The sequence below is a fragment of the Serinibacter salmoneus genome (genome assembly GCF_002563925.1).
GTDB lineage: Bacteria > Actinomycetota > Actinomycetes > Actinomycetales > Beutenbergiaceae > Serinibacter > Serinibacter salmoneus.
Map to the genome: position 1 here is coordinate 2,097,856 of NZ_PDJD01000001.1, position 25,564 is coordinate 2,123,419.

The window sequence follows — 25,564 nt, forward strand, 5'->3', positions numbered from 1 at the left end:
CGTGAGCACCGGCTCGACCGATCGCGCGCGTGGGGCGCGCCGCCTGGTGATCCTCGGGGACGAACTGATCACGGGATTCGGCGACCCCCGCGCGCTCGGTTGGGTGGGGCGGCTGGCCGCCCGCACTCCCCCGTTGGAGGTTCTCACCACTGCTCTCGCGGTGCCCGGTGAGACCACGACGGACCTGGCCGCTCGGTGGGAGCGGGAGGCCGCCCTGCGGCAGGGTGGGGCGGGGACCTATCTCGTGCTCGCCCCCGGCGCTCACGACCTCGCCGCCGGCCTCTCGATGGCACGCAGCCGCTTGAACCTCGCCAACATGCTGGACGCGGCGACCAGCGCACACATCCCCGTGCTCGTCGTCGGCCCGCCCCCGCGCTCGGACCTCGACCCCGCGGGGCTGGCCGCGCTCTCCGCTGCTTTCGCGGATGTCTGTGTACGCCGCGGGGTGACCTATGTGGACAGCCACGCGGCGCTGCACGACCACGACCAGTGGCACGCTGACCTCGCCGCCGGCGACGGGATCCACCCCGGGCAGGCCGGGTACTCACTGCTGGCCTGGCTCGTGGACCACCACGGCTGGGCGAACTGGTTGGGCATCGACCTCGCGGAGTAGGCGGCGCGCGCACCGGCTCCCAGGTCAGCGCACGCTGCCCGCCACGTCGATGACCATCTTGCCGTGCACGACGCCACGGGCCATGTCCGCCAGGGCTGCGGGCGCTTCCTCCATCGCGACCATCCGGTCCAGGAGAGGTCGCACCCCGGTCGCGAGGAGCATCTCCTGCAGGAGCGCGAGCTCGTCACGGGTCCCCATCGTGGCGCCGACCACACGGATCGAGCGGAAGAAGACCCGGTTCAACTCCGCATCGGCGTCGGGACCGGTGGTCGACCCCGCCACCGCGACGACACCGCCGGGCAGCAGCGACCTCAGGGAGTGTCCCCACGTCGCCTTCCCCACGGTCTCGATCACCGCATCCACCTGCCGGGGCAGGCGTGCCCCGCTCTCGAACGCGTCGTGCGCCCCGAGCTCCAACGCGCGCCGGCGCCCCTCCTCCGTGCGCGAGGTGACCCACACCCGAAGGCCCGCTGCTCGACCCAGCAGGATGCACGCCGTCGAGACCCCGCCGCCGGCGCCCTGCACCAGCACGGTCTGCCCCGGTCGCACCTGTGCGGCCGTGAAGAGCAGCCGGTAGGCCGTGAGGTAGGACGTCGGCAGGCAGGCCGCGTGCTGCGGCGCGAGGTCCTCGTGACGCGGCACCACGTTGCCCGCGGGCACCCAGACGGCCTCGGCGAGTGTGCCCGGGTAACGCTCCGAGAGGAGGCTGCGACCGGGGTCCAGCGTGTCGTCGCCGCGCCAGGCGGGATCGTTGATCACCCCGTGCACGATCACCGGGGTCCCGTCCGGCAGGGTGCCGGTGGCGTCGGTGCCCAGCACCATCGGCAGGGCGCCCTCCCGCAGGCCCACCCCGCGCAGGCTCCACACGTCGTGGTGGTTCAGCGCCGCGCACTGCACAGCCACGCGGACCCAACCGGGACGCGGTGCCTCGTCGGGCACGTCACGGATCACCACCGCGGCGGCGGGGTCCTCGGGTTGGAAACGGTCGGCGGTGACGGCGCGCATACCGCCACCGTAACGCGAACGGGCCCACCCGCGCGTGCCTCGCCGGCCCGGCAGCGGTCCTACCCACAGAGGCGAAAACGGCCACCCGAGCGGGTGACCGTTTCCTCATCGCACTCAGGCGTTGGGGCGCTTGCCGTGGTTGGCGGCGTTTCCCCGACGTGCCTTGCGCTTGCGTCCGCGCTTGCTCATCGTGACTCCTCCAGGTGGGTGAACCGACCCATCGTTCCACATCGCGCCAGCAGCACGAAATGGCGCGCTCAGCCCCGACGGATCATCGCGACCTGGGTCACGATCCGCGCCCGCAGCGTGGACGGCGCGCGCTCGATACACGCCTTACGGATCAGCAGCCGCACGTGCTCCTCGACGTCGGCCGCCTCCATGCAGGGCTCGCAGCTCTCCAGATGTGCCCGCACCAGATCGGCATCCGGCTCGGACAGCGCGTGATCGAGCAAATCCTCGAGTTGGGCGAGCGCCGCCCGGCAGTCGTCGTTGACCCCACCCGAGGCCGACTCGCACGCACTCATGAGGACACCTGCATTCCCAGGGACCGCGCGTGATCGGCCAGCAGCGAGCGCAACTGCGCCCGGCCCCGGTGCAGCCGCGACATCACCGTTCCGATCGGAGTGCCCATGATCTCGGCGATCTCCTTGTACGCGAACCCCTCGACGTCAGCCAGGAAGACCACGAGGCGGAAGTCGTCGGAGAGCTCGGCCATCGCGTCGCGCACCACGCTGTCGCCGAGCCGGTCCAGCGCCTCCACCTCGGCGCTGCGCAAACCCGTGGAGGTGTGCGAGGCCGCACGCGCGATCTCCCAGTCCTCCACGCCGTCGGCATCCGACTGCAGCGGCTCACGCTGCTTCTTGCGGTAACTGTTGATGTAGGTGTTGGTCAGGATCCGGTACAGCCACGCCTTGAGGTTGGTACCCGGCCGGTACTGATGAAAGGAGCCGTACGCCTTGGCGTAGGTTTCCTGGACCAGGTCCTCCGCGTCGGAGGGGTTGCGCGTCATCCGCATCGCCGCGCTGTAGAGCTGATCGAGCAGGGGCAACGCCTCCGCCTCGAACCGCGCATCGCGCTGCGCGTCGGTCTCGCTCTCGCGCACGTCGATCTCGCCTGCCTGCTCGCTGGGAGGCACGGCGTCAGGCTCGCTGGTCGCACTCATCGCTCCACAGCCTACGACCCGGCGGCGGCGTTCGGGCGCCCGCAGCCCGAGCTCGCGGCCACCTCGGGTCGACCGGGCACGCCGGGGGGCACTCATCACACTCACTGTCACGCCCTGTGCAACACGCGACGGCGCACCGGCATTCCGCGCCCGGACCGCACGAGGCGGGCCGTCCTCTCGCCAAGGGCACCCGTGGTGCGGTAGGCATGAGACATGATGCTTCGTCGGATCGCTCGTCCCCTGCTCGCAGCCTCGGTCATCGCCGATGGCGTCCACGCGGTGCGCCACCCGCACCAGGTGGTCCGGCCCGACTCCACCGGCGAGAACCTGATGCGCAACGCCGCCGCCCGCACCGGACGGGACGTCTCGCCCGCCACGCTCGTGCGTACGCTCGGCGCGGTCAAGGTGGCCTCCGGTGCGATGCTCGCGCTCGGGATCCTGCCGCGGGTGAACGCGGGCGTGCTGGCCGCGGCGCACCTGCCCACCACGCTGCTGACCAACCCGGTATGGACCCTGAAGGGGCAGGCACGCAAGGACGCCGCGGCCGCGGTCCTGCGGGAGTCCGCCGTTCTGGGTGGACTCCTGCTGGCAACGGTCGACACCGCCGGCAAGCCCTCGCTCGCGTGGCGCCTGGAGCAGTCCCGTGACCACGCCGCCGAGATCAAGGACGCGGTGACCGAGGCAGCCCAGGACGCCGCCCGCACCGCCACGGACGCGGCGGAGAAGAAGGCGGCCAAGGCCCTGGCTGCTGCCCGCAAGGAGGCCAGGAAGGCCGCAGCCACCCTCTCCTAGTCCCGCCCGGGCATCTCGCACGCGCGCTCGGCCGCGGCGGCGATACGCTGCCGGGGTGAGTGAAGCCTGGCCCGCACCCCGCCCCTCCCGCCGCATCGACGCCGTCGTCGACGTGCCCGGATCGAAGTCGCTCACCAATCGCTACCTCCTGTTGGGCGCCATCGCGCAGGAGCCGACGCGGATCCGAGGTGCCCTGCGCTCACGGGACTCCGACCTGATGATCGGTGCCCTGAGGGTGCTGGGTGCACGCATCGACCACGAGGCGACCACCGGCGACCTGCTGTTGACCCCAGGGCCGCTGCGGGCCGGCGGTCGCATCGACTGCGGCCTCGCGGGAACCGTCATGCGGTTCGTCCCGCCGTTGGCGGCTCAGGCACCGGGCGAGGTCGCGTTCGACGGCGACCCCCGCGCCCGCGAGCGCCCGATGGCGGGCGTCATCGAGGGCCTCGCAGCGCTGGGGGTAGGAGTGGATCACGAGGGCGAGGCCACCGACCGGCTGCCGTTCGTGGTCCACGGCCGCGACGGACTGGCCGGCGGACGCGTCGAGATCGATGCCTCGGCCTCGAGCCAGTTCGTCTCCGCCCTCCTGCTGACCGCCCCGCGCCTGCGCGAAGGACTCGAGGTGGTCCACACCGGTGCCAGCCTGCCGAGCATGCCCCACATCGAGATGACGCTGGCGGTCCTGGCCGAGCGCGGCGTCGCTGCCGAGGCCACCGGGGCGACCTCGTGGCGGGTCGATCCCGGTCCGGTCGCAGGTGGAGAGGTGGTGATCGAGCCCGACCTGTCCAATGCGACCCCCTTCCTCGCGGCCGCCGCCGTGACCGGTGGTCGGGTCAGGATCCCGCGCTGGCCCTCGCACACCACACAACCGGGCGCCGACATCCTCGAGATCCTCACCCGCATGGGCGCGCACGCACACCTGCAGGGCGAGGTGCTGGAGGTCCGCGGGACCACGGCGCTGCAGGGACTCGATCTCGACCTCTCGCGGGCGGGCGAGCTCGCCCCGACCGTCGCGGCGCTCGCGGCCCTGGCCCGGACCCCCTCCCGATTGCGCGGCATCGCCCATCTGCGCGGGCACGAGACGGACCGCCTGCGCGCACTGGTCACCGAGATCACCCGTCTCGGCGGGAACGCACGTGAGACACCGGACGGTCTCGAGATCGATCCGGCCGAATTGCACGGCGGCCGGGTGCAGACCTACGCCGACCACCGGATGGCAACGTTCGGCGCGATCCTCGGCCTGGCCGTCGACGGGGTCGAGGTCGCCGACATCGCCACCACAGCCAAGACACTGCCCGACTTCCCCGGCATGTGGCACGCCATGCTGCGGGGGTGAGCATGCGCGAGTTCGACGAGTCCGACGTCCGCATCAGGCCCCGACGTGGCGGCACGAAGCCGCGGTCCAAGCGACGCCCGGAGCACGCCGAGGCGCAGTGGGGCACGGTCACCACGATCGACCGCGGGCGCTACGACGTGCTGCTACCACAGGGTGGGGTGCGCGCCGTCACCGCCCGCGAACTCGGGCGCGGGGCCGTGGTCGTGGGCGACCGGGTCGCCGTGGTCGGGGACACCTCCGGCCGGGCGGGCACCCTCGCGCGTATCGTGCGCGTGGCCGAGCGCACCAGCCTGCTGCGCCGGACCTCGGAGGACACCGGGGGCGTGGAACGGGCCCTGGTCGCGAACGCGGACCAGATGGTGATCGTCACCGCGCTGGCCGATCCCACACCCCGCACGCGCATGGTGGATCGCTGCCTCGTCGCGGCCTACGACGCCGGGATGGATGCGCTGCTGTGCCTGACCAAGGCCGACCTCGCTCCTCCCGCGGACTTCCTGGCGAACTACGAACCGCTGGGGGTGCGGTGGGTCTCCAGCGCACGCACGGACGGCGAGATCACCGGGCTGACTGCCCTGCGCGAGGCGCTCGCGGACCGCACCTCCGTGCTGGTCGGTCACTCCGGGGTCGGAAAGTCCACGCTCGTCAATGCCCTGGTCCCCAACGCTTCTCGCCGCGTGGGCGACGTCAACGCCGTCACCGGCCGGGGTCGTCACACCTCCACCTCGGCGCTGCTGCTCGAGCTCCCGGGCGGCGGGTGGGTGATCGACACCCCCGGGGTCCGCTCCTTCGGCTTGGCGCACGTGGAGGTGGCCGACGTCGTCGGCGCCTTCGGGGACCTCGCCGAGATCACGACGGCGTGCCCGCCCGGGTGCACCCACCTCAGCGATGCCCCGGGGTGCGCGCTGACGGTCTACCTGCGCACGGCCACGCCCCTGGGCGCGGACCGTGTCGCCTCGCTCCGTCGACTGCTCGCTTCCAGGTCGGGAGAGAGCGTGAGCGACACTCCGGCCATGCCCCACGCCCCGATCCCCGGCGCGGGGACCCCACCGGAAGGCACCGCGTGACCATGCACCAGACGGACCCCGGCGCGAGTGCGCACGACCTCACGCTCGCACTGCAGATCGCGGACGAGCTCGACACCCTGACGATGTCGCGGTTCCGGGCGAGCGACCTGACCGTGACCGCGAAGCCGGACACCACACCGGTCTCGGACGCGGACACGGCTGCGGAACGCCTCGCTCGGGACATCATCGCCCGTCACCGCCCCGCCGACGTCGTCCTGGGCGAGGAGTACGGCGGCAGTCCCCGGATGGCAGGCCGACAGTGGATCATCGACCCGATCGACGGCACGAAGAACTTCGTGCGCGGGGTGCCGGTGTGGGCGAGCCTGCTCGCGCTGGCGGTGGACGGTGAGATCCGGCTCGGGGTGGTCAGCGCACCGGCCCTCGGGCGGCGTTGGTACGCCGCCCGCGGCACGGGAGCGTGGCTCGTGGACGGCGCCGACCCCCGCCGGCTGCAGGTGTCGGGGGTGTGGCAGATGGAGGATGCCTCCCTGTCCTACTCGAGCCTGGAGGGATGGCGGGAGGTGGGACGCCTGGACGCGCTCCTGGACCTCTCGCGTCGGGTGTGGCGCACCCGCGGGTACGGGGACTTCTGGTCCTACATGCTGCTCGCCGAGGGTGCGGTGGACCTCGCCGCGGAGCCCGAGCTGGCGCTGTACGACATGGCCGCGCTGGTCCCGATCGTCCAGGAGGCCGGGGGCGTGTTCACCTCACGCGCGGGTGAACCCGGACCCTACGGCGGTAGCGCCGTGGCGGCGAACCCGCACCTGCACGCCGAGGCGCTGAGCGTCCTGGGCCTGTGAGGGCCCGCCGGCCCTCATCCGCCGGCGGCAGCCGTCCGCGCCGCGAGCACCGTGCGCTCCGAGGCGTCGAACCACAGCAGGTCCCGTTCCCCGAGTTCCCGCCACGCGGCCTCCTCGTTGTGACCCATCAGGTCCAGGGCATCGCGCACATCCGCCTCGTCGAGGTGGATCGCGACCAGGGCCTGCCACGGCAGCGGACCCAGGATGCCGAGCACGCTGGGCAGGTGGGCCAGGTCGTCCGGCGGCGCCTGCCACGACGGCGCAGCGACGTCCACCGCCAGGACACAGCGGCGCGCCGGGCGGCCGGTGTCCACGGCCGTGAGCAGGAGCGCACTCAGATCGGCCGCCGTGAGGAAGGCGGAGTGCTCGAGGCCTTCCTCGTCCTCCTCCGGCAACGCTCCGGTCAGCGCCGTGGTGACACCGGAGGCGACACGTGGGGAGATCTCGGGGGCGGCGAGGTCGGCCACGACAGCCGGAAGGTACAGACGCATGCAGTCAGTCTCCCACCGGTGACCGGTCCTGGCCCATGGTGCCCACCGGAGTACCTCACCCGACGCGTCGGTTCGCGATCCGGCGACGCGCCCCACGGCGGCCGGGGAGCGCCTCCGGCACGCCCAGGAGCGAGGCGGCGAGCCCGCGCACCGCGAGCCTGACCGCTCCGCGCGGCGCCACGGACAGCAGCGGGATCCCGCGCAGCAGGGCCTCGTCGACCTGCGACCCGAGGGGGATCTCGGCCGCCGGTTCGACGTGCGCGAACCGCCGCAGCGCACCCGCGACCGCCTCGCCGGGGGCACGGCCCGCCGAGGACTGGCGCACCTTGGAGACGACGACGTGTCGCGTGCCCGGCGCACCCGTCTCGTGGAGGTCCGCCAGTGCGTGCACGCCGCGGCGCACCCCGATCGGGTCGGCCGCCACGAGCACCACGATGTCGTCAGCGCGCCCGAGTGCAGCGCGGGTCGCCTGCCACCGGTCCACACCGCGAAGCCCGGGCTGTTCCAGGCCAGCCGCCACGTCGATCACGGTCACCCGATAGCGGGCGCGCAACGCCTCGATGACCTCACCGAAGGACTCCCCGCCCACCTCCCGCCATCGATCCGCCCGGGTGAGCCCGGAGAACAGGTCGACCCCCTCCGGGAGCCGCGCTCGCCGCCGCCGGATGGTACTCGGGTCGAGCACGCCCTGCGCCGCGGCACGGCACAGGGCTGCGATGGCGGAGGAGTCCTCCACGAGCGCTGCCGCTTGGGCGAGCGAGGGAGCGAATGTGTCCGCATCCACCAGGGCCACCGCGCCGACGGCAGCATCGGGCGCCGTCTCGGGGTCCGGGGCGGTGGCGGTGCCGCGCCGCTCGGGCACGCTCGGGCGCTCGGCCACCTGGGCCGAGAGCAGCGAGGCGCACTCTGCGGCAAGGTTCCAGGCCACCGTGGAGCGCCCCGGGGAGCCCGGCGCGCTCCACACCACGATCACCCGGCCCCCGGCACCCACGCCCGAGACCGCCCCACCCTCCAGCGCCACCGCGGCCTCGCGCGGGCGTACCGGGGCGGCACCCTCCACCGTGAGATCCGGCTCCGCCCGCACCTCCTCACGCGGATCGCGCCCACCCTCGCTCACCGCGTGCCCCTCCGACGCGCGCGCCTGAAGCACAGCGCGCACCGCGCGGACCACGTCCTGGTCCAGGCCCTCGGCCTCGACCAGGACGGCGTCCGCGCCCAGGGAGGTCGCGCGAGCGGCATCGGCCCTCGCAGCGACAAGGACGACCGCCACGCCCTCGCGCCGCAGATCCGCGATCCGGTTACGGTCCACACCACGTCCGAGTCCGAGCACAGCGGCGCTCCCGAGGCCCGCGGCTGCGGCCGCGAGGAGCTCCGCCAGGTCGGCGCAGCGCCGCACCACCTGGAGATCCGCCGCGGCGTCCAGTGATGCCACGACGTCGGGTTCGCTGGTACCGGACAGCCACAGCAGGACGCCACGATCAGCCATGGTCAACCACCCGGGTGCTCCACGAGCGTGACCTCACCGCGTCGCGCCTGCGCACCGAGCACGTCGGCCACGGACTCCTCGGGAACGAGCACGGTCGCCACCTGCCCGGAGGAGGATCCCAGCACCCCGCTGGCAGCGGTGATCTCGAGGACCTCCACGTCGGCCGCGACCGCCTCGGCCGATTCCAGCGATCCCGCTGAGGGCACGAACCAGAGGTCGACCAGGCTGCCCGGCCGGGGGCTCCCCCCGACGGGCACGGCCACCGCCATCGGCCGACCGGCGACGTCGCCGGTGGTCCCGAGCGCGCTCGTGGGCACCAGCTCACCCTCGCCCACGAACGAGGTCACCACGGAGTCCGCCGTCAGGTCGGCCGGCGCCAGGTAGGTTCCCGAGGCGCCGTCCCACCGCAGGGTGACCTCGCGTAGGTCCTGTGCGCTCACCGCGGCGCCGGGGGCGAGATCTCGCACCGCGACCCAGGCCGGTTCGCCGGCCGCCGCAGAACGGACCGCCCACGTGCCCACGGCCACCGATCCCGCGACCAGGAGCACGCCGATGCCCAGCCGGGGCCGCCGCCACCACGGCCTGCTGCGATGTGTCGCCGCCACCTGCGGCTGTTCCTCCCCGATCATCCGGTCCCCCATTTCCTGATCGGTCGATGAGGTGATGCTGGCACGGGCGCCGCGCACTGTGGGGAATTCATCCACAGATCGCGCGCTCGGCGCGCGGGAAGACCCTTCAAGGTGCAACACTTGTCCACATGCCAGAACGAATGCTGACCCTCGCGGACGTCGCCGAGGTACTCGACATCACCGTCCCCACCGCCCGCGCACTGGTGCGACAAGGGGAGATCAAGGGATTCCAGGTCGGGGGCCGCGGAATGTGGCGAGTCGAGTCCAAGGAACTCGATGCCTACATCGAGCGGGAAAAGGCTGCGGCCACTGCGCGCCGCGAGGCCCTACACGAGAACTGACCGGATCGCCGTGAACGGCACAGCCACAGTCCGTTCACCCTCCTGCAGCACGAGCTCGAGGTGGTCGGCCCCGATACGCACCAGTGCGCCATCGAGTCGGCGGCCGGTCACCTCGACTCCCGTGATGCCGTCGGAACGCGACCACTCCCGCAGCGCGTGCCCGATGCCGAGCCCGACCTCGCTCGCGGGTGGCGCCGGCGCCACCCGTTGAATGCCCTCCAGCCAGGTGATCGCGTGCACCGGGACGAGCCGGCGCTGAGTACCCTCGCGCAGCACGAGCCAGGAGCGCGTGGCATCGAGTAGGACGCCCCCGTGCCGCTCCCCTCCCTCGACAGCGAGGGAGATCTCGCACCCGATGAGCGCACGGACTCGGTCACCGAGGACGATCGCCGACTCCTCGTCCCGGGTCAACGCCAGCGCATCCTCGGTGAGCGCATCCTCCTCCAACGCCTCGGCCTGACCCGAGAGGTCGGCGAACAGGTCATCCCACCGCATGGCCTCACCGTTGCACACCTCTTGACGCGGGTGGGGAACTAGGTCCACCATGACGACATGCCATACATCGTCAAACCACCTCAAATATCTCTTTCTGTACCTGACTCGGTCCCAACTGGCTCCTCGACCGGCCGCGAGTTCGACGGCTGCGGCACGAGTGCCGAGCCGGTGCGACCCCTCATCCGCCGCGCCGCGGCGCTCACGGGCCTGTCCGCGCTCGCGAGCGCCGGTGGCCTGCTCTTCCTGGCGCCGGCCCTCGCCGACCACCACGGTGTCGACGGCCTGATCACCCGAGTCCTGGCGGGTCTCGGAGCGCTCACCTGCGGGTGGTACGCGATCAGCGCAGCCGCGGCGCTCCTGGTCATCCTTGCTCGATCCTCGTGGCGGCCGCCCATGCTCGCGCCGTCGGTCGCGCGCATTGCCGGGATCGGAGCCGCAACGGGTATCGGCGTCGCGACGCTCCTGGCGCCGGCGGGAGCCGCCGAACCCGCCAGTCTCGGGTGGGGCGAGAAGACCGCCGAGCCGGACACCGCCTCCTCGAGCACCGGCACGCGAGGGGACGACGGCATCGGCTCCGGTGGGCCAGGTGGCTCGTTGGATCCCCTCCGGAGTGCGCAACTGCCAGGGTGGGCGCTCACGCCGAGCGCTGCAGGCGTCGGGGACGAATCGGGGCACGTGGGTGACGTCATCACTGCGGGCGACATCGGCGATGCGGGCGATATCGGCGATGCGGGCGATGCCGGGAGCTACACCGTGCGTCCGGGGGACAGCCTCTGGCGCATTGCGCAGCAGTACGGCGCCGGTACCGTCGCCGAGATCGACCGGTCGTGGCGGGCGTGGTACGCCGCGAACCCCCAGATCGGCCCCGATCCGGACCTCATTCACCCCGGGATGCGGCTGACGCCCCCCTCACCTGAGACGGCGTCGTGACATGTCCGCGCTCCCAGTACCCGACGCCGACGCCCGCTCCCACCGCCCGGCGCCGCCACCACCGCTTCAGTTGCGTCCAGCCGGAGGCGGGAGTGCTCCCCTGGCGCCGGCCCCGCGCAGACACCAGGAGCCCCCCGACCCGCGGGTGTGGGCCGGGTCGCTGGTACGACTGGTCGCCGAGGTCATCACCGGAAACCGGGACGCGGCACACCTGCGGCGCTGGGTCGAGCCGGAGGTGTACGAGGGTCTCGCCCGCCGCGGCGGCCTCTACGTACGGCTGCATGGTCGACCGGCACGCCGGACCCATGCCCGCCCGCTCTCCGTCCACCTCACCCGGACCCCGCGCGGCGACTACCACCTGTGTGCCGTGGTCGACGACGGTCGGCGGGTCCGGGCACTGTCCGGTCGGTTCCACCTCCTCGGCCACCGGTGGGAAGCGGTGGAACTGGACGTGGGGTGAGGCCGACTACTGGGGCTTCTTGGCCTCCTTGGCGGCGCGGCGCCGCTCCTGCCGGTTCCCGGGTGCAGCGGCACCCGCCCCCTCGCGTGCGTTCGTCCCTGTCGCGCCGGTGGCGGCGCTCCCGGTGACCCTGGTGGCCGTGCCGTCCTCGCTCGGTGCCGAGTACTGCAGCCGTTCAGGCCGAACCGGTGCGTCCAGACCGAGGTCGGCGTCCCCGAGGACGTCCTCGTCCGCGGCCGGCAGGCCCTCACCCGCTCCGCTCTCAGCGGACTCGCCAGCGGCGTCGGATGCGGGGACGGCGGCGTCGCTCGCCTGGTCCGCTGCGGCCGGCTCGGGGCGCTTGACCTCGAGGTGGAAGATGTACCCGACGACCTCCTCGCGGATCGCCTCGTTCATCGCCTGGAACATCTGGAAGCCCTCGCGTTGGTACTCCACCAACGGATCGCGCTGCGCCATGGCACGCAGACCGATGCCCTCCTTGAGGTAGTCCATCTCGTACAGGTGCTCGCGCCACTTCCGGTCCATCACCGAGAGCACGACCCGTCGCTCCAACTGCCGCATGAGGTCCGGGGTGATCTCCTCCTCGCGGCGCTTGTACGCCTCCTCGGCGTCCGAGAGCACCTCCCGCAGCAGCACCTCCCGCGTCAGCTGAGCGCGGCCGCCCACCTCCCGCTCGAGATCGGCGATCTCCAGGTCCACCGGGTACAGCGGCTTGAGCAACTCCCACAGCTCTTCCAGGTCCCAGTCCGCCGGGTCCGGCGCCATGGTCGCCGCCGTGACCGCGTCGGTCAGCACGCTGCGGACGAACTCCTGCACCTGCTCGCTGAGGTTCTCCCCCTCCAGCACCCGGTGTCGTGTTCCATAGACGGCCTCACGCTGCCGCGAGAGCACGTCGTCGTACTTCAGCACGTTCTTGCGGATCTCGAAGTTGCGGGCCTCGACCTGGCCCTGGGCGCTGGCGATACCGCGGGAGACCATCTTGGACTCCAGCGGGGTGTCCTCGGGGTAGGCGGTCGAGGCCATGAACCGCTCCGCGAGTCCGGCATTGAACAACCGCATGAGGTCGTCCTGCATCGAGAGGTAGAAGCGCGATTCGCCGGGATCCCCCTGACGCCCGGAGCGGCCGCGCAACTGGTTGTCGATGCGTCGTGACTCGTGCCGCTCCGTGCCCAGCACGTACAGGCCCCCGAGTTCCAGGACCTCCTCGTGCTCGGCGGCCACCGACTCCTGCGCCTCGGCCAGGGCCGCGGGCCACGCCGCCTCGTACTCCTCCGGGGTCTCGACGGGGCTCAGGCCCCGATCCTTCAGGGTGGCCTGCGCGAGGTGTTCGGCGTTCCCGCCGAGCATGATGTCGGTACCGCGGCCGGCCATGTTGGTGGCCACGGTCACCGCTCCCTTGCGTCCGGCCATCGCGATGATGGCGGCCTCACGAGCGTGGTTCTTGGCGTTGAGCACCTCGTGCGGCACGCCCTGACGCTTCAGGAGGGTAGCGAGCGCCTCGGACTTCTCCACGCTCGTGGTCCCCACGAGCACCGGCTGGCCCGTTGCGTGACGCTCCACGATGTCCTGTGCGACGGCTCGCATCTTCGCCTCGGCCGTGGTGAACACGAGGTCCGGTTGGTCGATCCGCTGCATCGGCCGGTTGGTCGGGATCGGCACCACACCCATCTCGTAGGTGTTCTGGAACTCCGCCGCCTCGGTCATCGCGGTACCGGTCATCCCGGAGATGCGGTCGTAGAGGCGGAAGTAGTTCTGCAGGGTGATCGTGGCCTGGGTCTGGTTCTCGGCCTTGATCGTCACCCCTTCCTTCGCCTCGATCGCCTGGTGCATGCCGTCGTTGTAGCGTCGGCCGGCCAGGACACGCCCGGTGTGCTCGTCGACGATCAGCACCTCACCCTTGATGACCACGTAGTCCTTGTCGCGGGTGAAGAGTTCCTTCGCCTTGATCGCGTTGTTCAGGAAACCGATCAACGGGGTGTTGAGGGACTCGTACAGGTTGTGGATACCGAGGTGGTCCTCGACCTTCTCGATACCGGGTTCGAGCACTCCCACCGTGCGCTTCTTCTCGTCGACCTCGTAGTCGACATCCAGTTCCAGACGGCGCACCACCCGGGCGAACTCCGCGAACCACCGGTTCGAGTCACCGGATGCGGGGCCGGAGATGATCAGTGGCGTTCGCGCCTCGTCGATGAGAATGGAGTCGACCTCGTCCACGATCACGAAATTGTGGCCGCGTTGCACGAGTTCCTTGGTGCTCCACGCCATGTTGTCGCGCAGGTAGTCGAAACCGAGTTCGTTGTTGGTGCCGTAGGTGATGTCCGCTGCGTAGTGCTCGCGGCGCTCGGCGCTCTTCTGACCCGAGAGGATCACCCCGGAGGAGACGCCGAGGAACCGGTAGACGCGGCCCATCAGCTCACTCTGGTAGCGGGCCAGGTAGTCGTTCACGGTCACCACGTGCACACCCTTGCCCGACAGCGAGTTCAGGTAGGCGGCGAGCGTCGCGGTGATGGTCTTTCCCTCACCGGTCTTCATCTCGGCGATGTTCCCGAAGTGCAGGGCTGCTCCGCCCATGAGCTGCACGTCGTAGAGCCGCTGACCGAGCGTGCGCTTACCGGCCTCCCGCACGACGGCGAAGGCCTCCGGGAGGAGGGCATCGAGGCTCTCCCCCGCCCCGCCGTCGTGACGCTGCCGGAACCGCTCGGTCTCCTCGGCGAGCTCGGCGTCGGTGAAGTCCGCCATGACGTCCTCGAGGGCGTTCACCTGCGCGGCGATCCCGTGCAACTTCTTGATCTGGCGCCCCTCGCCCATGCGAAGGATCCGATCGAGGATCGAGGCCACAGTCTGCTCCCAGGTCGACGTCAGGGCACGGCCGAGTCACGCCACCGCCAGGCCCAGGAGGACACCGGCGGGTGTGCCGGCCAGGCACCACGTTGCCGTGGTGCCCGTCCATCGTAGGCGCACCGGGAGGCAGATCCCGCCCCGTCAGCGCTCGAAGGCCCACTCCGCGTCACTGAGCATCCGCGCCAGGGCCAGGCCGACGGCGATGCCGAGCACGCTCAGGCACGCCTGGACCCCGAAGGCGAGGGCGGTCAGGGTGTCCCCGTCGCCGAGCCCCACCATGGCCAGGTAGGCGGTGCTCCCCGGCACCATGATGACGACCGCGGGCACGGAGACCGTGACCCGTGGCACGCGCATGCGCGGCGCGATCACGGCGGCGACCAGGCCGACCACGAGGGCGCCGCCCGCCGCGGCGAGCGCCGGCGCGACGCCGTTCTCGACCGCGAGCAGACGGGCGGTGTTGGGAACGCACCCGATCGCTGCAGCCACCACCGCCATCGCGGGCGGGGAATTGAACATGAGGGCGAACCCGAGCACCCCGCAGAAACTCGCCACCAACTGCCAGGCGGCTCGCGAGAGGCTCGGATCCGGGGCGGCCACCGGCGCGGGAACGGCCAGCGTGTGGGCGATCACCCACACCACCAGGGCCGCGGAGGAGACGATCACCATCCCGTAGGTCAGCCGCGACAGGCCCGCGGAGATGTCCAGGCGTGCAAGATCCAGCGAGGCGGTCACGAGCGGGAATCCCGGCACGAGGAAGAGCACGGCGGCGATGAACCCGGCCGCGACCGCGGGGCCCGCCGGCGCCACGAGGCCGACGAGCGAGACCACCCCGAGGTAGAGCATGCAGGCGAGCGTGGCCGCGGACATGGTCACACCGATCTGGTTGTAGCGCCGGGCCATCATGATGCGCCGCAGCAGCTGACCGCCGAAGGCCCCGACCAGTGCACCCAGCATCTCGACCCAGCCCTCGCCGAGGAGGTAGGCGAACGCCGCGCACGCAAGGCCGGCCCACAGCCCGGACAGCACCGGCGGGTAGCGGTGGTGGCGACGCTCGATCTCGTCCAGCCGGCGTTCGAGGTCGTCGGGGCCGATGGGTCCGGCTCCGACATCGTCCACCAGTCGCTGCAGGAGCGAGAGCCGCTCCGCGTTCACGCCGACGTCGCGGATCTCCGCGACCTCGGTGCGGAAGGAGCGGCCGCGGTGGGACGTGGTGGTGATCTCGGTGAGGGTCACCAGCGCCTGGTGGCGCTCGATCCCGAGCGCGTGGGCGATCCGTGCCATCGAGTGCTTGACGCGGTAGCTTCCGGTGCCCGAGGCCAGGCTCATCCGCCCCACCCGCAGCACCAACCCGGAGCGTCTGACCAGGTCGAGTTCGTCAGCGAGGTCGGAGTCGGGCGGCGCGCCGAGGGCACCCTCGCGCGGGCGGTCCCTGGGGTCCTCTGCGTGGCTCACTCCCCTAGCGTGGCAAAGCTCGCCGCAGTTCGCCTGGGTACAGGGTCGCACGCCGTGCACCCACGGCGGGACGGACTCACCCCACGGCGCCGCGCAGCGCGGGCAGGAGGTCACCCCGGCCGTGCGTGCTGGCAGCGACCGCCTGCAACCCGAGCCACTGGGCCATCTCCGTCAGCGAGCGGGCGAGGGCCTCGACCACCTCGCCGGACTCGGGCCATCGGGTGGCGCCGGGGGCCTGCCCCGGTCGCTCCAGATGCGCATGCTGCACCACCAGGTGTCGGCCGCGGCGATCGGCCTTGAGGTCCACCCGGGCCACCAGGTGCTCGCCCAGCAGGAAGGGCAGCACGTAGTACCCGTGGGATCGCAGGTGCCGGGGCGTGTAGATCCCGATGCGGTAGTGCATCCCGTAGAGCGCCAGCAGGCGGTTGCGCTCGAAGACCAACGGGTCGAAAGGGGCAAGAAGTGCGCGTGCGGCGACGCGGCGCGGACGGCGGGCCTTCGCATGCACATAGACCTCACCCCAGTCCGGCACGTGCGCCCGGGTCACCTCACCGGAATCGACCAACTGGGTCAGGGCGGGCCGGACCAGCGCGGCGGGCAGGCGGTAGTAGTCGCTCACGCACCGCGCGGTGCCGATACCCAGCGCCTGGACCGACCGCCGCACCAGGGAGCGCACGGCCTCCTCGCGCGGTGGGGTCGGGACCGACGGGACCACACGCTCGGCGAGGTCGTAGCGCCGCTCGAACTGCGGCGTGCGGCTCGCGCAGGCCACCTCGCCCACACGCAGCAGCACCTCCAGTGCCCGCTTGGTCTCGCCCCACTCCCACCACCCCGAACGGGACGCGCCGGTCCCCAGTTCGTCCTGCACCTGCCGGGATGTGCGCGGGCCCTGCACACGCAGCACCCCGCGCACCCGGTCCACCAGGTCCCGATGGGCGTCGAGGAACGGGGCGACGTGCCGGCCGGATCGCTGGCCCTCCCGCCACCACGCCAGGTCGCCGTAGACCGCCGGCGGGACCAGCGATGCCTCGTGTGCCCAGGTCTCCACAAGTCGCCGGGGCGGCGACGAACTCATCCGGGTGAGCAGGGCCGTGTCGTAGGGCCCGAGGCGGGCGAACACCGGGAGCACGTGGGCCCGCGCGAGCACGTTGACCGAGTCGATCTGCAGCAGACCGAGACGGTCGGTGAGTCGGGTCAGCGTTCCCAGGTCGACCCGGCGGGGACGGTCCCGGTCCAGCCCCTGTGCCGCGACGGCGATCCTGCGGGCTTGCGAGGGCGTGAGGGTCTCGACCATCCCGTCATCCTGCCAGCGCTCGCACGGGTCCCCGGCGTTCCGGGTCCACCCGCCAGGGGCGGTGTGCTCACAGCACGCGGGGTGCCGCGGCCACCGGCCGCAGCACCCCGCGTGGCGGTCGGCCTAGGAGGCCTCGACCTCGGAGGATGTCGCCTCGGCGTCGAGGCGGATCACGCCGTAGGTCCATCCGTGGCGGTGGTAGACCACCGCGGGCTGGTGGGACTCGGCCTCGACGAAGAGGTAGAAGGGGTGCCCGGCGAGTTCCATCTCGTCGATCGCGTCCTCCACGCTCATCGGCGCCGTGCGGTGCAACTTCTGACGCACGACCACCGGCGAGTCGCCCAACTGGGACTCCACCGCGACGTCCACCTCGTCGGGAGCGATGACGCGCTCGTTGGGCAGGTCGACGGTCTCAGCGGGGACGGGGTCGATCGGTGAGGCGGGGAACGGCATGGCGCGCTGGTCGCGGCGGGCCGACTTGGCCTTGCGGCGGTCGTGGGAGCGCCGCAGCCGTTCCAGCAGCTTCGTCGTCGCGACGTCCAGCGCCGCGTACTGGTCGGAGGCACTGGCCTCGGCCCGGATCACGGGCCCACGGTCGCGGACGGTCAACTCGATCCGTTCGCTCGAGGCGGCCTGCCTCGGGTTCGGCTCGTGCGAGACCTCGACGTCGACCCGCTGGGCGTAGGGGGCGAGCTGTGTCACCTTCGACAGCTTCTCCTCCACGTGCCGACGGAAGCGGGGGGCAACCTCGGTCTTCCGTCCGACCACAACGATCTCCATGGTGAATACCTCCATGATTTGTCCGGCGCAACGGCCGGGAGAAGTGAGGGGAACCGCCACTAGCGGGCGGAACAGGGCCGTACCACCTCCCGGGTGCGCACCCTCGCGCTCGTCGCGGCATCGGACCTTGACCCGCTGCCAAGGGTGCGACTGTGTTCCATGTCACGACGCTAGTACACCTTCGGCCCCGGTGACAGCCGATCCACCCCACGAGACGGTCACCGGCCGCTCAGTGGCCCGGGGGCGGCGCTCAACACCGCGGCCGCGAGGACCCGGCCGCCCGCGCCCTCGATCGCATCCGTGCACGCGGCCAGCGTGGCACCGGTCGTGACCACGTCGTCGACCAGCACCACCGCCGTGCCCGGCAGCGCGAGCCGCGGGCGCACCCGCAGGTCGCCGTCCCGGCGCTGGCGGGAGCTCCCACCGTGCTGCGCTGACCCGATCCCGCGCCGCAACGCCGTCACGACGACGGCGTCATGACCCGCCGCGGCGAGTCCCCGGGCGAGTGCGCAGCCCAGCGTCGCCACGGCTGGACGGCCACGCACGGCACGGGTGATTCCCGAGGGCGCCGGGACCACCCAGACCGGTTCCCCCCGCGCGAGCGGGACCTCGGGGGTTCCCGAGAGGTCGCTCCCCAACCTCGTCAGGGCATGTGCCAGGTGCGGCTCCAGGTCGCGGCGTCCGGCGAGTTTCCACGCCAGCACGAGATGGCGCAGATGACTCGTGTGGGTGCCGAGCGCGAGGACCGGGGTCCCCCGGGTCACCGGCGGCGAGACCCGGATCGGCGCGGCCTCCAGCACGGCGCGACACCGCGGGCACAGCACCTCCTCGGCCGCGCCGCAGCCGGCGCAGGCGACCGGCACCACGACGTCGAGCCCGGCGTGGGCCAGCCCGCGCAACCCCCGCAGTCCCCGCCGGGTGGCACCCCAACGCTGTGACATGCCGCGAGTGTGCCAGGCCGAGGTGGATCCCGGGCGCCCGCCCGAGGCCGCTGTGGAGGGAGTGCCGCAGGCGCGCTAGGGCACGAAGGCGGGATCGCTGACGTCGGAGGCGAACTCCTCCCAGCGCGACCCCACCTGCTCCAGCACCCTGCCCTCCTCGGTCGACACCACCAACGCACCCGATCCCGCCGTGAGCCCCACGGCCTGCGCCGGGGTCGCGATCGAGGACGTCGGCCCGGTGATGACGACCGAGCGCAGGACGCTCGCCGACTCCGCAGGCACCAGGAGCGCGGCGGCCGTCACCGCATCGCTCCACGCGAGGTCCAGCACCCGCGTGACCGCCGGGACGATCACCGGACCCCCCTGCAGGGCGATCGGCTCTCCGTCCTCCCCTCTCACCACGGAGGCGACCTGCACCACCTCACCCTGCTCGCCCTGCAGCGCCAGGATGGCGCGGGTGCCGTCCGGGGCGAGCTCGATGCGGGTCAGGCGCCCCACGAGGTCCCGCGCGGCGACCACCGTGACGTACCCACCGGGCGAGACGGCCACGATCTCCTCGCCGCTCCCGCTCCACACCCACCCGGAGGAGTCAGCCGCGGGAGCCAGGAGGTCCTCCCCACCCAGGAGGGTGTCCACCGCTCCCGACGGCAGCACCCGGGCGATCCCCTCAGGCACGGCCACCGCGACCCCACCCGCACCGCCCGGACTCGGCGCCGGTGCCGCCAGATCAGCAAGGTCCCCGCCCGCCGTGCCGGCGGGCGCGTACTCGCTGACCTCACCCGAGCGGGTCAGCGTCACCAGCCTGCCCTCCTGGACCGCCACGAGATCGCTCCCGGTGACCCGCGCCGTCGTGAGTTCACCATCCCCGGTCGGCTCGTACGGCGTGCCTGCCATCCAGATCGACACCGTGCGCACGCCGGAGATGCTCAGAAGGGTCCGGGCGACCTGGCGCACCATGAGTTCGCGGGCCTGGTCGCTTTCCACCGCGCTCGCCGGGGTGGTGAAGCGGACGCTCACCTCGCCCGTGGTCTCGTCGTAGACCACTCCGGCCGCGGGGTCCAGGGTGAGCCCGTCGGGGACCCTGGTCGCCACGGCCGGCGCGAGCCAGGCCACGGGGCCGGCGAGCAGCAGTTCCACCGCGTACTGCGTGGAGTTGCGGATCGGGACGTAGCGCAGGTCCGGGACAACCGTGTCGAGGTCAGCGCTCAGGAAGGCCAGCGAGACCGGGCGAAACGCCGAGGCGAAGGTCACCTCGCTGAGCACCAGGCCGTCAGGCAACGTGGCCAGACGCCATTCACCGTCCAGCCGCACGAGGTCGTAGGCGATCTCGCTGACCACGCCGGCGGTGCCGGTGTAGGCGCCCCACTCGTCCACATCGGCCACGGCGGTCGCGCTCAGTGTCACGGTGACCGCGGAGGCCTCGGCGATGTCCTGGGCGTCCAGGGGCGCGCCAGCCCCCGCGGCAGGATCCGTCTCCTCCTGGGCGGCACCCGCCCCCTCCTGGCTCGGTCCGGCCGTGGACCCGGGGTCGGCGCCGGACGTGTCCTCCCGGTCCGCCTCGGCATCCTCCCCGACCGGCTCGCCGGTCTCCTGCGTGGGATCGTCGGTGCGGGTGAGGCTGAACTCCTGCGCCCGGTCGGCCGCGGTGACGACCACCTCGGCGAGCGGCGACCAGGTGGCGCTCGCCTCGGGTGTGAGATAGGTGCGCGCCACCTCGAAGTCACCCTCGCCGGTCAGGCCGGCGGCGCCGGCCTGCAGGAAGCCCTGCACGATCTCGACCGGGGAGTCCCCGACCCCTGGTGCCGTCGCGTCGTACTGGATGGACCCGACCGCGGGTGCCTCGGTGCGCCCGGCCTCCACCGGACCCTCGGTCGGCAGGGATGCGCACGCCGCGAGGCACAGGGCGGCCGCGGCCGGGGCGAGGCGGGCGAGGCGGGTTCTCATCGGTGGGGTCCCTGGGTCGGTCCGGTCAGGTCCTCGAAACTCGGCAGGGAGGCGGGCGATGGCCCCTCCCGCTGTGGCGGGGGTGCGGTCGGGCCGGTCTCACGCTCCAGAGGGCCCGGCGCATCGGAGATGGTGACTCCTGCGCGCCTCGGGATCGTCAGCCGGAAGGTGGCCCCGGCACCGGGCCGTCCCCACGCCTCCAGACGCCCACCGTGCAACCTGGCATCCTCCGATGAGATCGCCAGACCCAGCCCGGACCCGCCAAGGGTGCGCGTGCGCGAGGGGTCCGCGCGCCAGAACCGGTCGAAGACCTGCTCCGACTGCGCGGCGGTCATCCCCACGCCATGGTCGATCACGCTGACGGAGACGGCCGAGTCGTTCGCCGCGACCACCACCTCGATCGGGGTTCCCTCGGAGTGCTCGATCGCGTTCGCGAGCAGGTTGCGCAGCACCCGTTCGATGCGGCGTGGATCCAGGTCCGCCGTACAGGGGCGGTCCGGCTGCTGCAGCCCGAGGGAGGTGCCCATACGCTCGGCGAGGGGTGCCGCGAGGTCCACGGCTCGGCGCACCACGGAGCGGACATCCAGGTTCTCGGCGTCCAGCACCGCAGCACCGGCATCGAACCTGGAGATCTCCAGGAGGTCCCCGAGCAAGGCCTCGAAGCGGTCCACCTGGGTGTGCAGCAGCTCGGCGGAGCGACGCGTCGTCGGCGTGAAGGCACTGCGCTCGTCAAAGATCAACTCGGTGGCCATGCGAATGGTCGTCAGCGGCGTGCGCAGTTCGTGGGAGACGTCCGAGACGAACTGCTGCTGTACCCGCGAGAGGTTCGCGAGGCGTTCGATCTGCTCCTGAAGGGACGCCGCCATGTGGTTGAAACTGCGTCCGAGCAACGCCAACTCGTCGCCGCCCCGCTCGGTCATCCGCTCGTCCAGGTGCCCCGCAGCCAGGCGCTCCGCCGTGCGCGCGGCCTGCTGCACGGGCCCGAGCACCTGCTTGGTGAGGTAGAGCGCCATCGCGGCCAGCAGCCCGACCAGGGCGAGCGCACCGAGCCCGAGCGTCTGCTGGATCAGCACCAGGGTGTCCTGCTCCGTAATGAGGCTGTAGACGAAGTACAACTCGTACGCACCCACCTCCGGCAGTGCGACCGGAGCCCCCACGATGATGCCCGGACCCGACCCACCGGCGGTGGTCACCTCGACGGCCTGCCACTGCTGTGACCCCGACTCCTGCACGGCTGTGCGCAGCGGCGCGGACGGTTCGACGATACGTCCCACCGACAGGTCGAGGATCGCGGTGGTCGGCGGGTCCACGGGACTGCGCCGCAGCAACGCGCCGATCGAACTCGCCCCGGCCGACTGCTCCGCCCGCAGGATCTGATCGGCGACTCCCTGCACCTGCGCGGGTGTGGTCGCCGTGGACCCGTCGAACTGGATCTGGACCCCGCCGGTGCGGGTCGCCGCATCCGCCAGCGCCTCGGTCACGCGCTGGTCGTACAGCGCGTCACGCACCCGATCCGAGAGGTAGGTGCCGATCAAGGCGAGCGCCACGACTCCCACGACGGTCGTCACGGCCAGCACCCGCAGCCGCATGGAGGACGTCCACGCGATGCGCAACCGGCGAGCGAGGGAGGCCGTGCGGCCCCACCATCCGCTCACCTCGGCACCCCCGAGCGAGTCACGCCCCGATCGGGGTGCCGGCCCGGTAGCCGACCCCGCGCACCGTCACCACCACCTCCGGCCGTTCCGGGTCCCGCTCCACCTTCGCACGCAGACGCTGCACGTGGACATTCACCAGGCGCGTGTCTGCCTGGTGCCGGTAACCCCAGACCTGCTCCAGGAGCGCCTCCCGGCTGAAGACCTGCCACGGCTTGCGCGCGAGGGCCACCACGAGGTCGAACTCCAACGGGGTCAGGGCGATCGGTTCCTCGCCTCGCAGCACACGGTGACCCGCCACGTCGATCACGAGGTCGCCGATGCGCAGCCGCTCGGCGCTGTCGTGATCGGTCCGCCGCAGCCGGGCACGGACCCGTGCCACGAGTTCCTGCGGCTTGAACGGCTTCACCATGTAGTCGTCGGCCCCGGCTTCGAGTCCCGCGACCACATCGACCGTGTCCGAACGCGCGGTGAGCATGACCACGGGCGTGTCGGATTCCCGCCGGATCTCCCGGCACACCTCGATACCGTCCCGACCGGGCAACATCAGGTCGAGCAGCACGAGATCGGGATCCATCTCGGCGAAGACCTCCAGGGCCCGCTCACCGTCGGCGCAGAACTCCGCGGAGAAGCCCTCGGAGGCCAGCACGATGCCGATCATCTCGGAGATCGCAGGGTCGTCGTCGACCACAAGGATGCTGGTGCTCATGCCTCTATGGTGACACTCGTGAGCGAATCCGGCGGCTGGGGTGAGGCGGCGCGTCCCCGTCGCGAGTCGGCGAACGGGGCGCCCACCGGCCCCTCACTGCCCTGCGACCCGGTGCCGACGGCGCAGCCCGGCCTGGTCGAGGAGGTCATCGCCGCCCTGCGAGCCGCCCCGGGCATCGTGTGGGGCCGCGGAGCCGCGCTGGTGGCGGGGCTGCTGGTGGTCGAGACCGTGCTCGCTCTCCGCCTCGCCGGCGCACCGCTGGGCCGGCTGCGCACGGCCCTCGGGGGCGACCTCGCCACGAACGCCGGGGCCGTTCTCGCTCCGGCTCTCGGGTGGGCACTCACCGCGACCACGGCGATCGTCTCGCTCACGCTGGTGACCGTCGCCATCGCCCGTCCGCTCGGAACCAGGACGGGGTGGCCGGTGCCCCCACGGGAGCATCCCGCCGGTCGCCTGCGCACGCGGATCGGACTGGCCGTGCTTGCCTCGCTGACCTCGCTGACCCTGCTCACCGTCCCCGCCGCGATGCCGCTCGCACTGGCCGGGAGGACCGGGTGGGCTGCCGCCGCGGCGCTAGGCCTCGTGTTGTCCGTGCTCGCCGTGGCCGGGGCCGTCGTGCTGCTCCCGGCCCTGGCACTCGCCGTGCCGGCCGGCAGCCTACGCGTGGGGTGGACCCTCGCCCACGGTCACCGGTGGTGGGGCGTGGGCGTCGCCCTGCTCGCAGGCATTGCGCTCTCGGTGGTCTCCGCGGCGATCTCGGCCCCGATCGCGCTGCTGGGCACGGCCCTGGGCGAGCAGGGCGTGCCAGTGGTGGCCGCCCTCGGTTCGCTCGCCGGCTCGATCACCACGGTGCCGGTGGCGGGCGTCGTCCTGCTCGCGGCCCACGCCCGGCTCGCCTCTCCCGCACGGCCGGGCACGCCGGCGGCTCCCTGAGCGACCTACTCGCTCGGCGTGGCGGCCTGTCCGGAGGGCTGCGTCGCGTCCTTCGCTCCGGTGACCCGCAGGGCGATCGCGCCCAGGATCGCCGCGACCAGCGAGGCGACGAGCACAGCGAGCACCACCTCGTTGGTGCGCTCGGACTCCTCCCCGAAGGCCAACGAACCGATCAGCAGGGAGACGGTGAACCCGATACCCGCGAGGAAGGACACCGCGCCGATGTCACGCCACTTCACGCCGTCGGCCAGGGACGCGTGGGAGAAGCGGACCAGCAGCCACGTGGCCATGGTGATACCGATCGGCTTGCCGAGCACGAGACCGAGCATCACGCCCCAGACCACCGGGTCGGACACGGCGTCGGCGATCAGACCGCCCTCGATGGTCACGCCGGCGGTGAACAGCGCGAAGATCGGCACGGCGACACCGGCCGAGATCGGGCGCCACCGGTGCTCGAGTCGCTCGGCGACGCTGTCGTGACCGTCATCGGTGTCGCCCTTGCTGGCGCGTGCCGGGACCACGAGCCCGAGCAGCACACCGGCGATCGTGGCGTGCACACCGGCCTCGTACATCGCGAACCAGCTGGCGAAGGCCAGCGGGATGAGGACCACGGAGAGCCAGCGTGACTTCATCGCGGGGGTGCGCACCAGCACGGCGAACAGCGCCACACCGAGGATGGACAGGGCCAGCCAGGTGAAGGTGACGCCGTCGGAGTAGAAGACCGCGATGACGATGATCGCGAGCAGGTCGTCCACCACGGCCAGGGTGAGCAGGAAGGCGCGCACGCTCAGCGGAAGGTTGGGTGCCACGAGTCCGAGCACCGCGATGGCGAAGGCGATATCGGTCGCGGTCGGGATGGCCCAGCCGCTGAGGTCGCCGTTGCCGGCGGAGGCGTTGATGGCCACGTAGATGAGCGCCGGGACCGCCATGCCGCCCACGGCGCCGACCATGGGCACGATCGCGGTGCGCATCCGTCGCAACTCACCGACCTGGATCTCGCGTGTCAGTTCGAGGCCGACCACGAAGAAGAAGATCGCGAGCAGCCCGTCGGCCGCCCAGTGCTCCACGGTGAGTTGGAGCTCGCCGACGCCGAGGTAGGTGTACTTGAGTTCCTCGAACCACTCACTCGTCGGCCCGTTGGCCAGGATGAGCCCGATCACCGCACCGGCGAGCAGCAGGATGCCGCCGGTCCGCTCACCCCGCAGGGTGTCGGCGAGGTTGCGCTCACCGCCGGGTGTCAGGGCTTGGAACACGGTCCGCAGGGGCATGGCTCTCCAGAGGGTCGAGGGAGGGGTCGGGTCGATCCACGCCGACCAGACTTCCCGGCACACCAGGTGACCACTCTAGCGATCCTGGTGGGTTCGGTGCCTGACCGGGATGTGCGGTTGGTCTCCTGCGGCGGGCTCCCGGGCGA

General features: G+C 72.1%; 26 protein-coding genes. 9 read left to right on the plus strand and 17 right to left on the minus strand.

Going from position 1 to position 25,564, the window contains the following annotated elements; translation table 11 throughout:
• The first annotated feature begins 1 nt into the window (after position 1).
• Positions 2-613 (plus strand): GDSL-type esterase/lipase family protein, encoded by a 612-nt coding sequence (locus ATL40_RS09415; protein WP_098469319.1) that lies wholly within the window; start codon positions 2-4, stop codon positions 611-613.
• A 24-nt stretch (positions 614-637) separates the two neighbouring features.
• On the opposite strand, the gene ATL40_RS09420 is transcribed toward ATL40_RS09415, so the two are convergent.
• The 4 genes from ATL40_RS09420 to ATL40_RS09430 form a co-directional block, all read right to left on the minus strand.
• Positions 638-1,618, minus strand: coding sequence for a zinc-binding dehydrogenase (locus tag ATL40_RS09420; RefSeq protein WP_098469320.1), 981 nt, complete (start codon positions 1,616-1,618; stop codon positions 638-640).
• Positions 1,619-1,732: 114 nt separating this feature from the next.
• Positions 1,733-1,807, minus strand: a complete 75-nt coding sequence (locus ATL40_RS15700; RefSeq protein ID WP_425443391.1) for a 50S ribosomal protein bL37 — start codon at positions 1,805-1,807, stop codon at positions 1,733-1,735.
• A 68-nt stretch (positions 1,808-1,875) separates the two neighbouring features.
• On the minus strand, positions 1,876-2,142 hold the full coding sequence (gene rsrA, locus ATL40_RS09425; protein WP_098469321.1) for a mycothiol system anti-sigma-R factor: 267 nt from the start codon (positions 2,140-2,142) through the stop codon (positions 1,876-1,878).
• On the minus strand, positions 2,139-2,876 hold the full coding sequence (locus ATL40_RS09430; protein ID WP_098469322.1) for a sigma-70 family RNA polymerase sigma factor: 738 nt from the start codon (positions 2,874-2,876) through the stop codon (positions 2,139-2,141). Before ATL40_RS09430 ends, rsrA begins: the two co-directional genes overlap by 4 nt.
• A 117-nt stretch (positions 2,877-2,993) precedes the next feature.
• Between ATL40_RS09430 and ATL40_RS09435 the strand changes: the two genes are divergently transcribed.
• The 4 genes from ATL40_RS09435 to hisN are packed head-to-tail and all read left to right on the plus strand — an operon-like array spanning position 2,994 to position 6,772.
• Positions 2,994-3,572 carry a DoxX family membrane protein gene (locus ATL40_RS09435; RefSeq protein WP_098469323.1) on the plus strand — a complete coding sequence of 193 codons (579 nt, stop codon included), beginning with the start codon at positions 2,994-2,996 and terminating at the stop codon, positions 3,570-3,572.
• 55 nt (positions 3,573-3,627) lie between these two features.
• Entirely contained in the window at positions 3,628-4,908 is a 1,281-nt protein-coding gene (gene aroA / locus ATL40_RS09440; RefSeq protein WP_098469324.1) for a 3-phosphoshikimate 1-carboxyvinyltransferase, read from the plus strand.
• 2 nt (positions 4,909-4,910) lie between these two features.
• Positions 4,911-5,972 (plus strand): ribosome small subunit-dependent GTPase A, encoded by a 1,062-nt coding sequence (rsgA, locus tag ATL40_RS09445; RefSeq protein ID WP_098469325.1) that lies wholly within the window; start codon positions 4,911-4,913, stop codon positions 5,970-5,972.
• A gap of 2 nt (positions 5,973-5,974) precedes the next feature.
• Entirely contained in the window at positions 5,975-6,772 is a 798-nt protein-coding gene (hisN, locus tag ATL40_RS09450; protein ID WP_098469326.1) for a histidinol-phosphatase, read from the plus strand.
• 14 nt (positions 6,773-6,786) lie between these two features.
• On the opposite strand, the gene ATL40_RS09455 is transcribed toward hisN, so the two are convergent.
• From ATL40_RS09455 to ATL40_RS09465, 3 genes are read right to left on the minus strand one after another with little or no spacing between them, the layout of a single operon-like run.
• Positions 6,787-7,263 (minus strand): DUF6912 family protein, encoded by a 477-nt coding sequence (locus tag ATL40_RS09455; RefSeq protein WP_098469327.1) that lies wholly within the window; start codon positions 7,261-7,263, stop codon positions 6,787-6,789.
• Between the two features lie 55 nt (positions 7,264-7,318).
• Positions 7,319-8,749, minus strand: coding sequence for a CpaE/TadZ family protein (locus tag ATL40_RS09460; protein ID WP_098469328.1), 1,431 nt, complete (start codon positions 8,747-8,749; stop codon positions 7,319-7,321).
• Positions 8,750-8,751: 2 nt separating this feature from the next.
• The gene (locus ATL40_RS09465) at positions 8,752-9,453 is read right to left on the minus strand and encodes a CpaB family protein (RefSeq protein WP_143556927.1); all 702 of its coding nucleotides are present in this window, start codon (positions 9,451-9,453) and stop codon (positions 8,752-8,754) included.
• Positions 9,454-9,506: 53 nt separating this feature from the next.
• Here ATL40_RS09465 and ATL40_RS09470 point away from each other — a divergent pair, with 53 nt between their 5' ends.
• Positions 9,507-9,719, plus strand: coding sequence for a helix-turn-helix domain-containing protein (locus tag ATL40_RS09470; protein ID WP_098469330.1), 213 nt, complete (start codon positions 9,507-9,509; stop codon positions 9,717-9,719).
• Here ATL40_RS09470 and ATL40_RS09475 read toward each other — a convergent pair.
• A complete protein-coding gene (locus tag ATL40_RS09475) occupies positions 9,705-10,214 on the minus strand; it encodes a hypothetical protein (protein ID WP_143556928.1) in 510 nt (169 codons plus the stop codon). The genes ATL40_RS09470 and ATL40_RS09475 overlap by 15 nt on opposite strands.
• A 168-nt stretch (positions 10,215-10,382) precedes the next feature.
• On the opposite strand from ATL40_RS09475, the gene ATL40_RS09480 reads away from it, so the two are divergent.
• Complete coding sequence (locus ATL40_RS09480) at positions 10,383-11,144, plus strand: LysM peptidoglycan-binding domain-containing protein (RefSeq protein WP_169925930.1); 762 nt, start codon at positions 10,383-10,385, stop codon at positions 11,142-11,144.
• A 1-nt stretch (position 11,145) separates the two neighbouring features.
• A complete protein-coding gene (locus ATL40_RS09485) occupies positions 11,146-11,604 on the plus strand; it encodes an Rv3235 family protein (RefSeq protein WP_143556929.1) in 459 nt (152 codons plus the stop codon).
• A 6-nt stretch (positions 11,605-11,610) separates the two neighbouring features.
• Here the strand turns inward: ATL40_RS09485 and secA are convergent, their stop codons facing one another.
• The 8 genes from secA to mtrA all read right to left on the minus strand — a co-directional run bounded on the left by secA (position 11,611) and on the right by mtrA (position 23,217).
• On the minus strand, positions 11,611-14,442 hold the full coding sequence (secA, locus tag ATL40_RS09490; protein WP_098469334.1) for a preprotein translocase subunit SecA: 2,832 nt from the start codon (positions 14,440-14,442) through the stop codon (positions 11,611-11,613).
• Positions 14,443-14,586: 144 nt separating this feature from the next.
• Entirely contained in the window at positions 14,587-15,897 is a 1,311-nt protein-coding gene (locus ATL40_RS09495; protein ID WP_245866937.1) for a threonine/serine exporter family protein, read from the minus strand.
• A 76-nt stretch (positions 15,898-15,973) separates the two neighbouring features.
• Positions 15,974-17,191 carry a winged helix-turn-helix domain-containing protein gene (locus ATL40_RS09500; protein ID WP_098469335.1) on the minus strand — a complete coding sequence of 406 codons (1,218 nt, stop codon included), beginning with the start codon at positions 17,189-17,191 and terminating at the stop codon, positions 15,974-15,976.
• Positions 17,192-17,314: 123 nt separating this feature from the next.
• Positions 17,315-17,971 carry a ribosome hibernation-promoting factor, HPF/YfiA family gene (hpf, locus tag ATL40_RS09505; RefSeq protein WP_098469336.1) on the minus strand — a complete coding sequence of 219 codons (657 nt, stop codon included), beginning with the start codon at positions 17,969-17,971 and terminating at the stop codon, positions 17,315-17,317.
• A 218-nt stretch (positions 17,972-18,189) separates the two neighbouring features.
• Positions 18,190-18,912 (minus strand): ComF family protein, encoded by a 723-nt coding sequence (locus tag ATL40_RS09510; RefSeq protein ID WP_098469337.1) that lies wholly within the window; start codon positions 18,910-18,912, stop codon positions 18,190-18,192.
• A 75-nt stretch (positions 18,913-18,987) separates the two neighbouring features.
• Positions 18,988-20,856 carry an LpqB family beta-propeller domain-containing protein gene (locus ATL40_RS09515; RefSeq protein ID WP_098469338.1) on the minus strand — a complete coding sequence of 623 codons (1,869 nt, stop codon included), beginning with the start codon at positions 20,854-20,856 and terminating at the stop codon, positions 18,988-18,990.
• Positions 20,853-22,511 carry an MtrAB system histidine kinase MtrB gene (mtrB, locus tag ATL40_RS09520; protein ID WP_245866940.1) on the minus strand — a complete coding sequence of 553 codons (1,659 nt, stop codon included), beginning with the start codon at positions 22,509-22,511 and terminating at the stop codon, positions 20,853-20,855. The genes ATL40_RS09515 and mtrB overlap by 4 nt, the downstream gene beginning before the upstream one ends.
• A 19-nt stretch (positions 22,512-22,530) precedes the next feature.
• Complete coding sequence (gene mtrA / locus ATL40_RS09525; protein ID WP_098469339.1) at positions 22,531-23,217, minus strand: MtrAB system response regulator MtrA; 687 nt, start codon at positions 23,215-23,217, stop codon at positions 22,531-22,533.
• An 18-nt stretch (positions 23,218-23,235) separates the two neighbouring features.
• Between mtrA and ATL40_RS09530 the strand changes: the two genes are divergently transcribed.
• Positions 23,236-24,150: a hypothetical protein gene (locus ATL40_RS09530; protein WP_143556930.1), complete on the plus strand. Its 915-nt coding sequence runs from the start codon at positions 23,236-23,238 to the stop codon at positions 24,148-24,150.
• 5 nt (positions 24,151-24,155) lie between these two features.
• Here the strand turns inward: ATL40_RS09530 and nhaA are convergent, their stop codons facing one another.
• Positions 24,156-25,418: a Na+/H+ antiporter NhaA gene (gene nhaA / locus ATL40_RS09535; protein WP_098469341.1), complete on the minus strand. Its 1,263-nt coding sequence runs from the start codon at positions 25,416-25,418 to the stop codon at positions 24,156-24,158.
• Between the last annotated feature and the right edge of the window lie 146 nt (positions 25,419-25,564).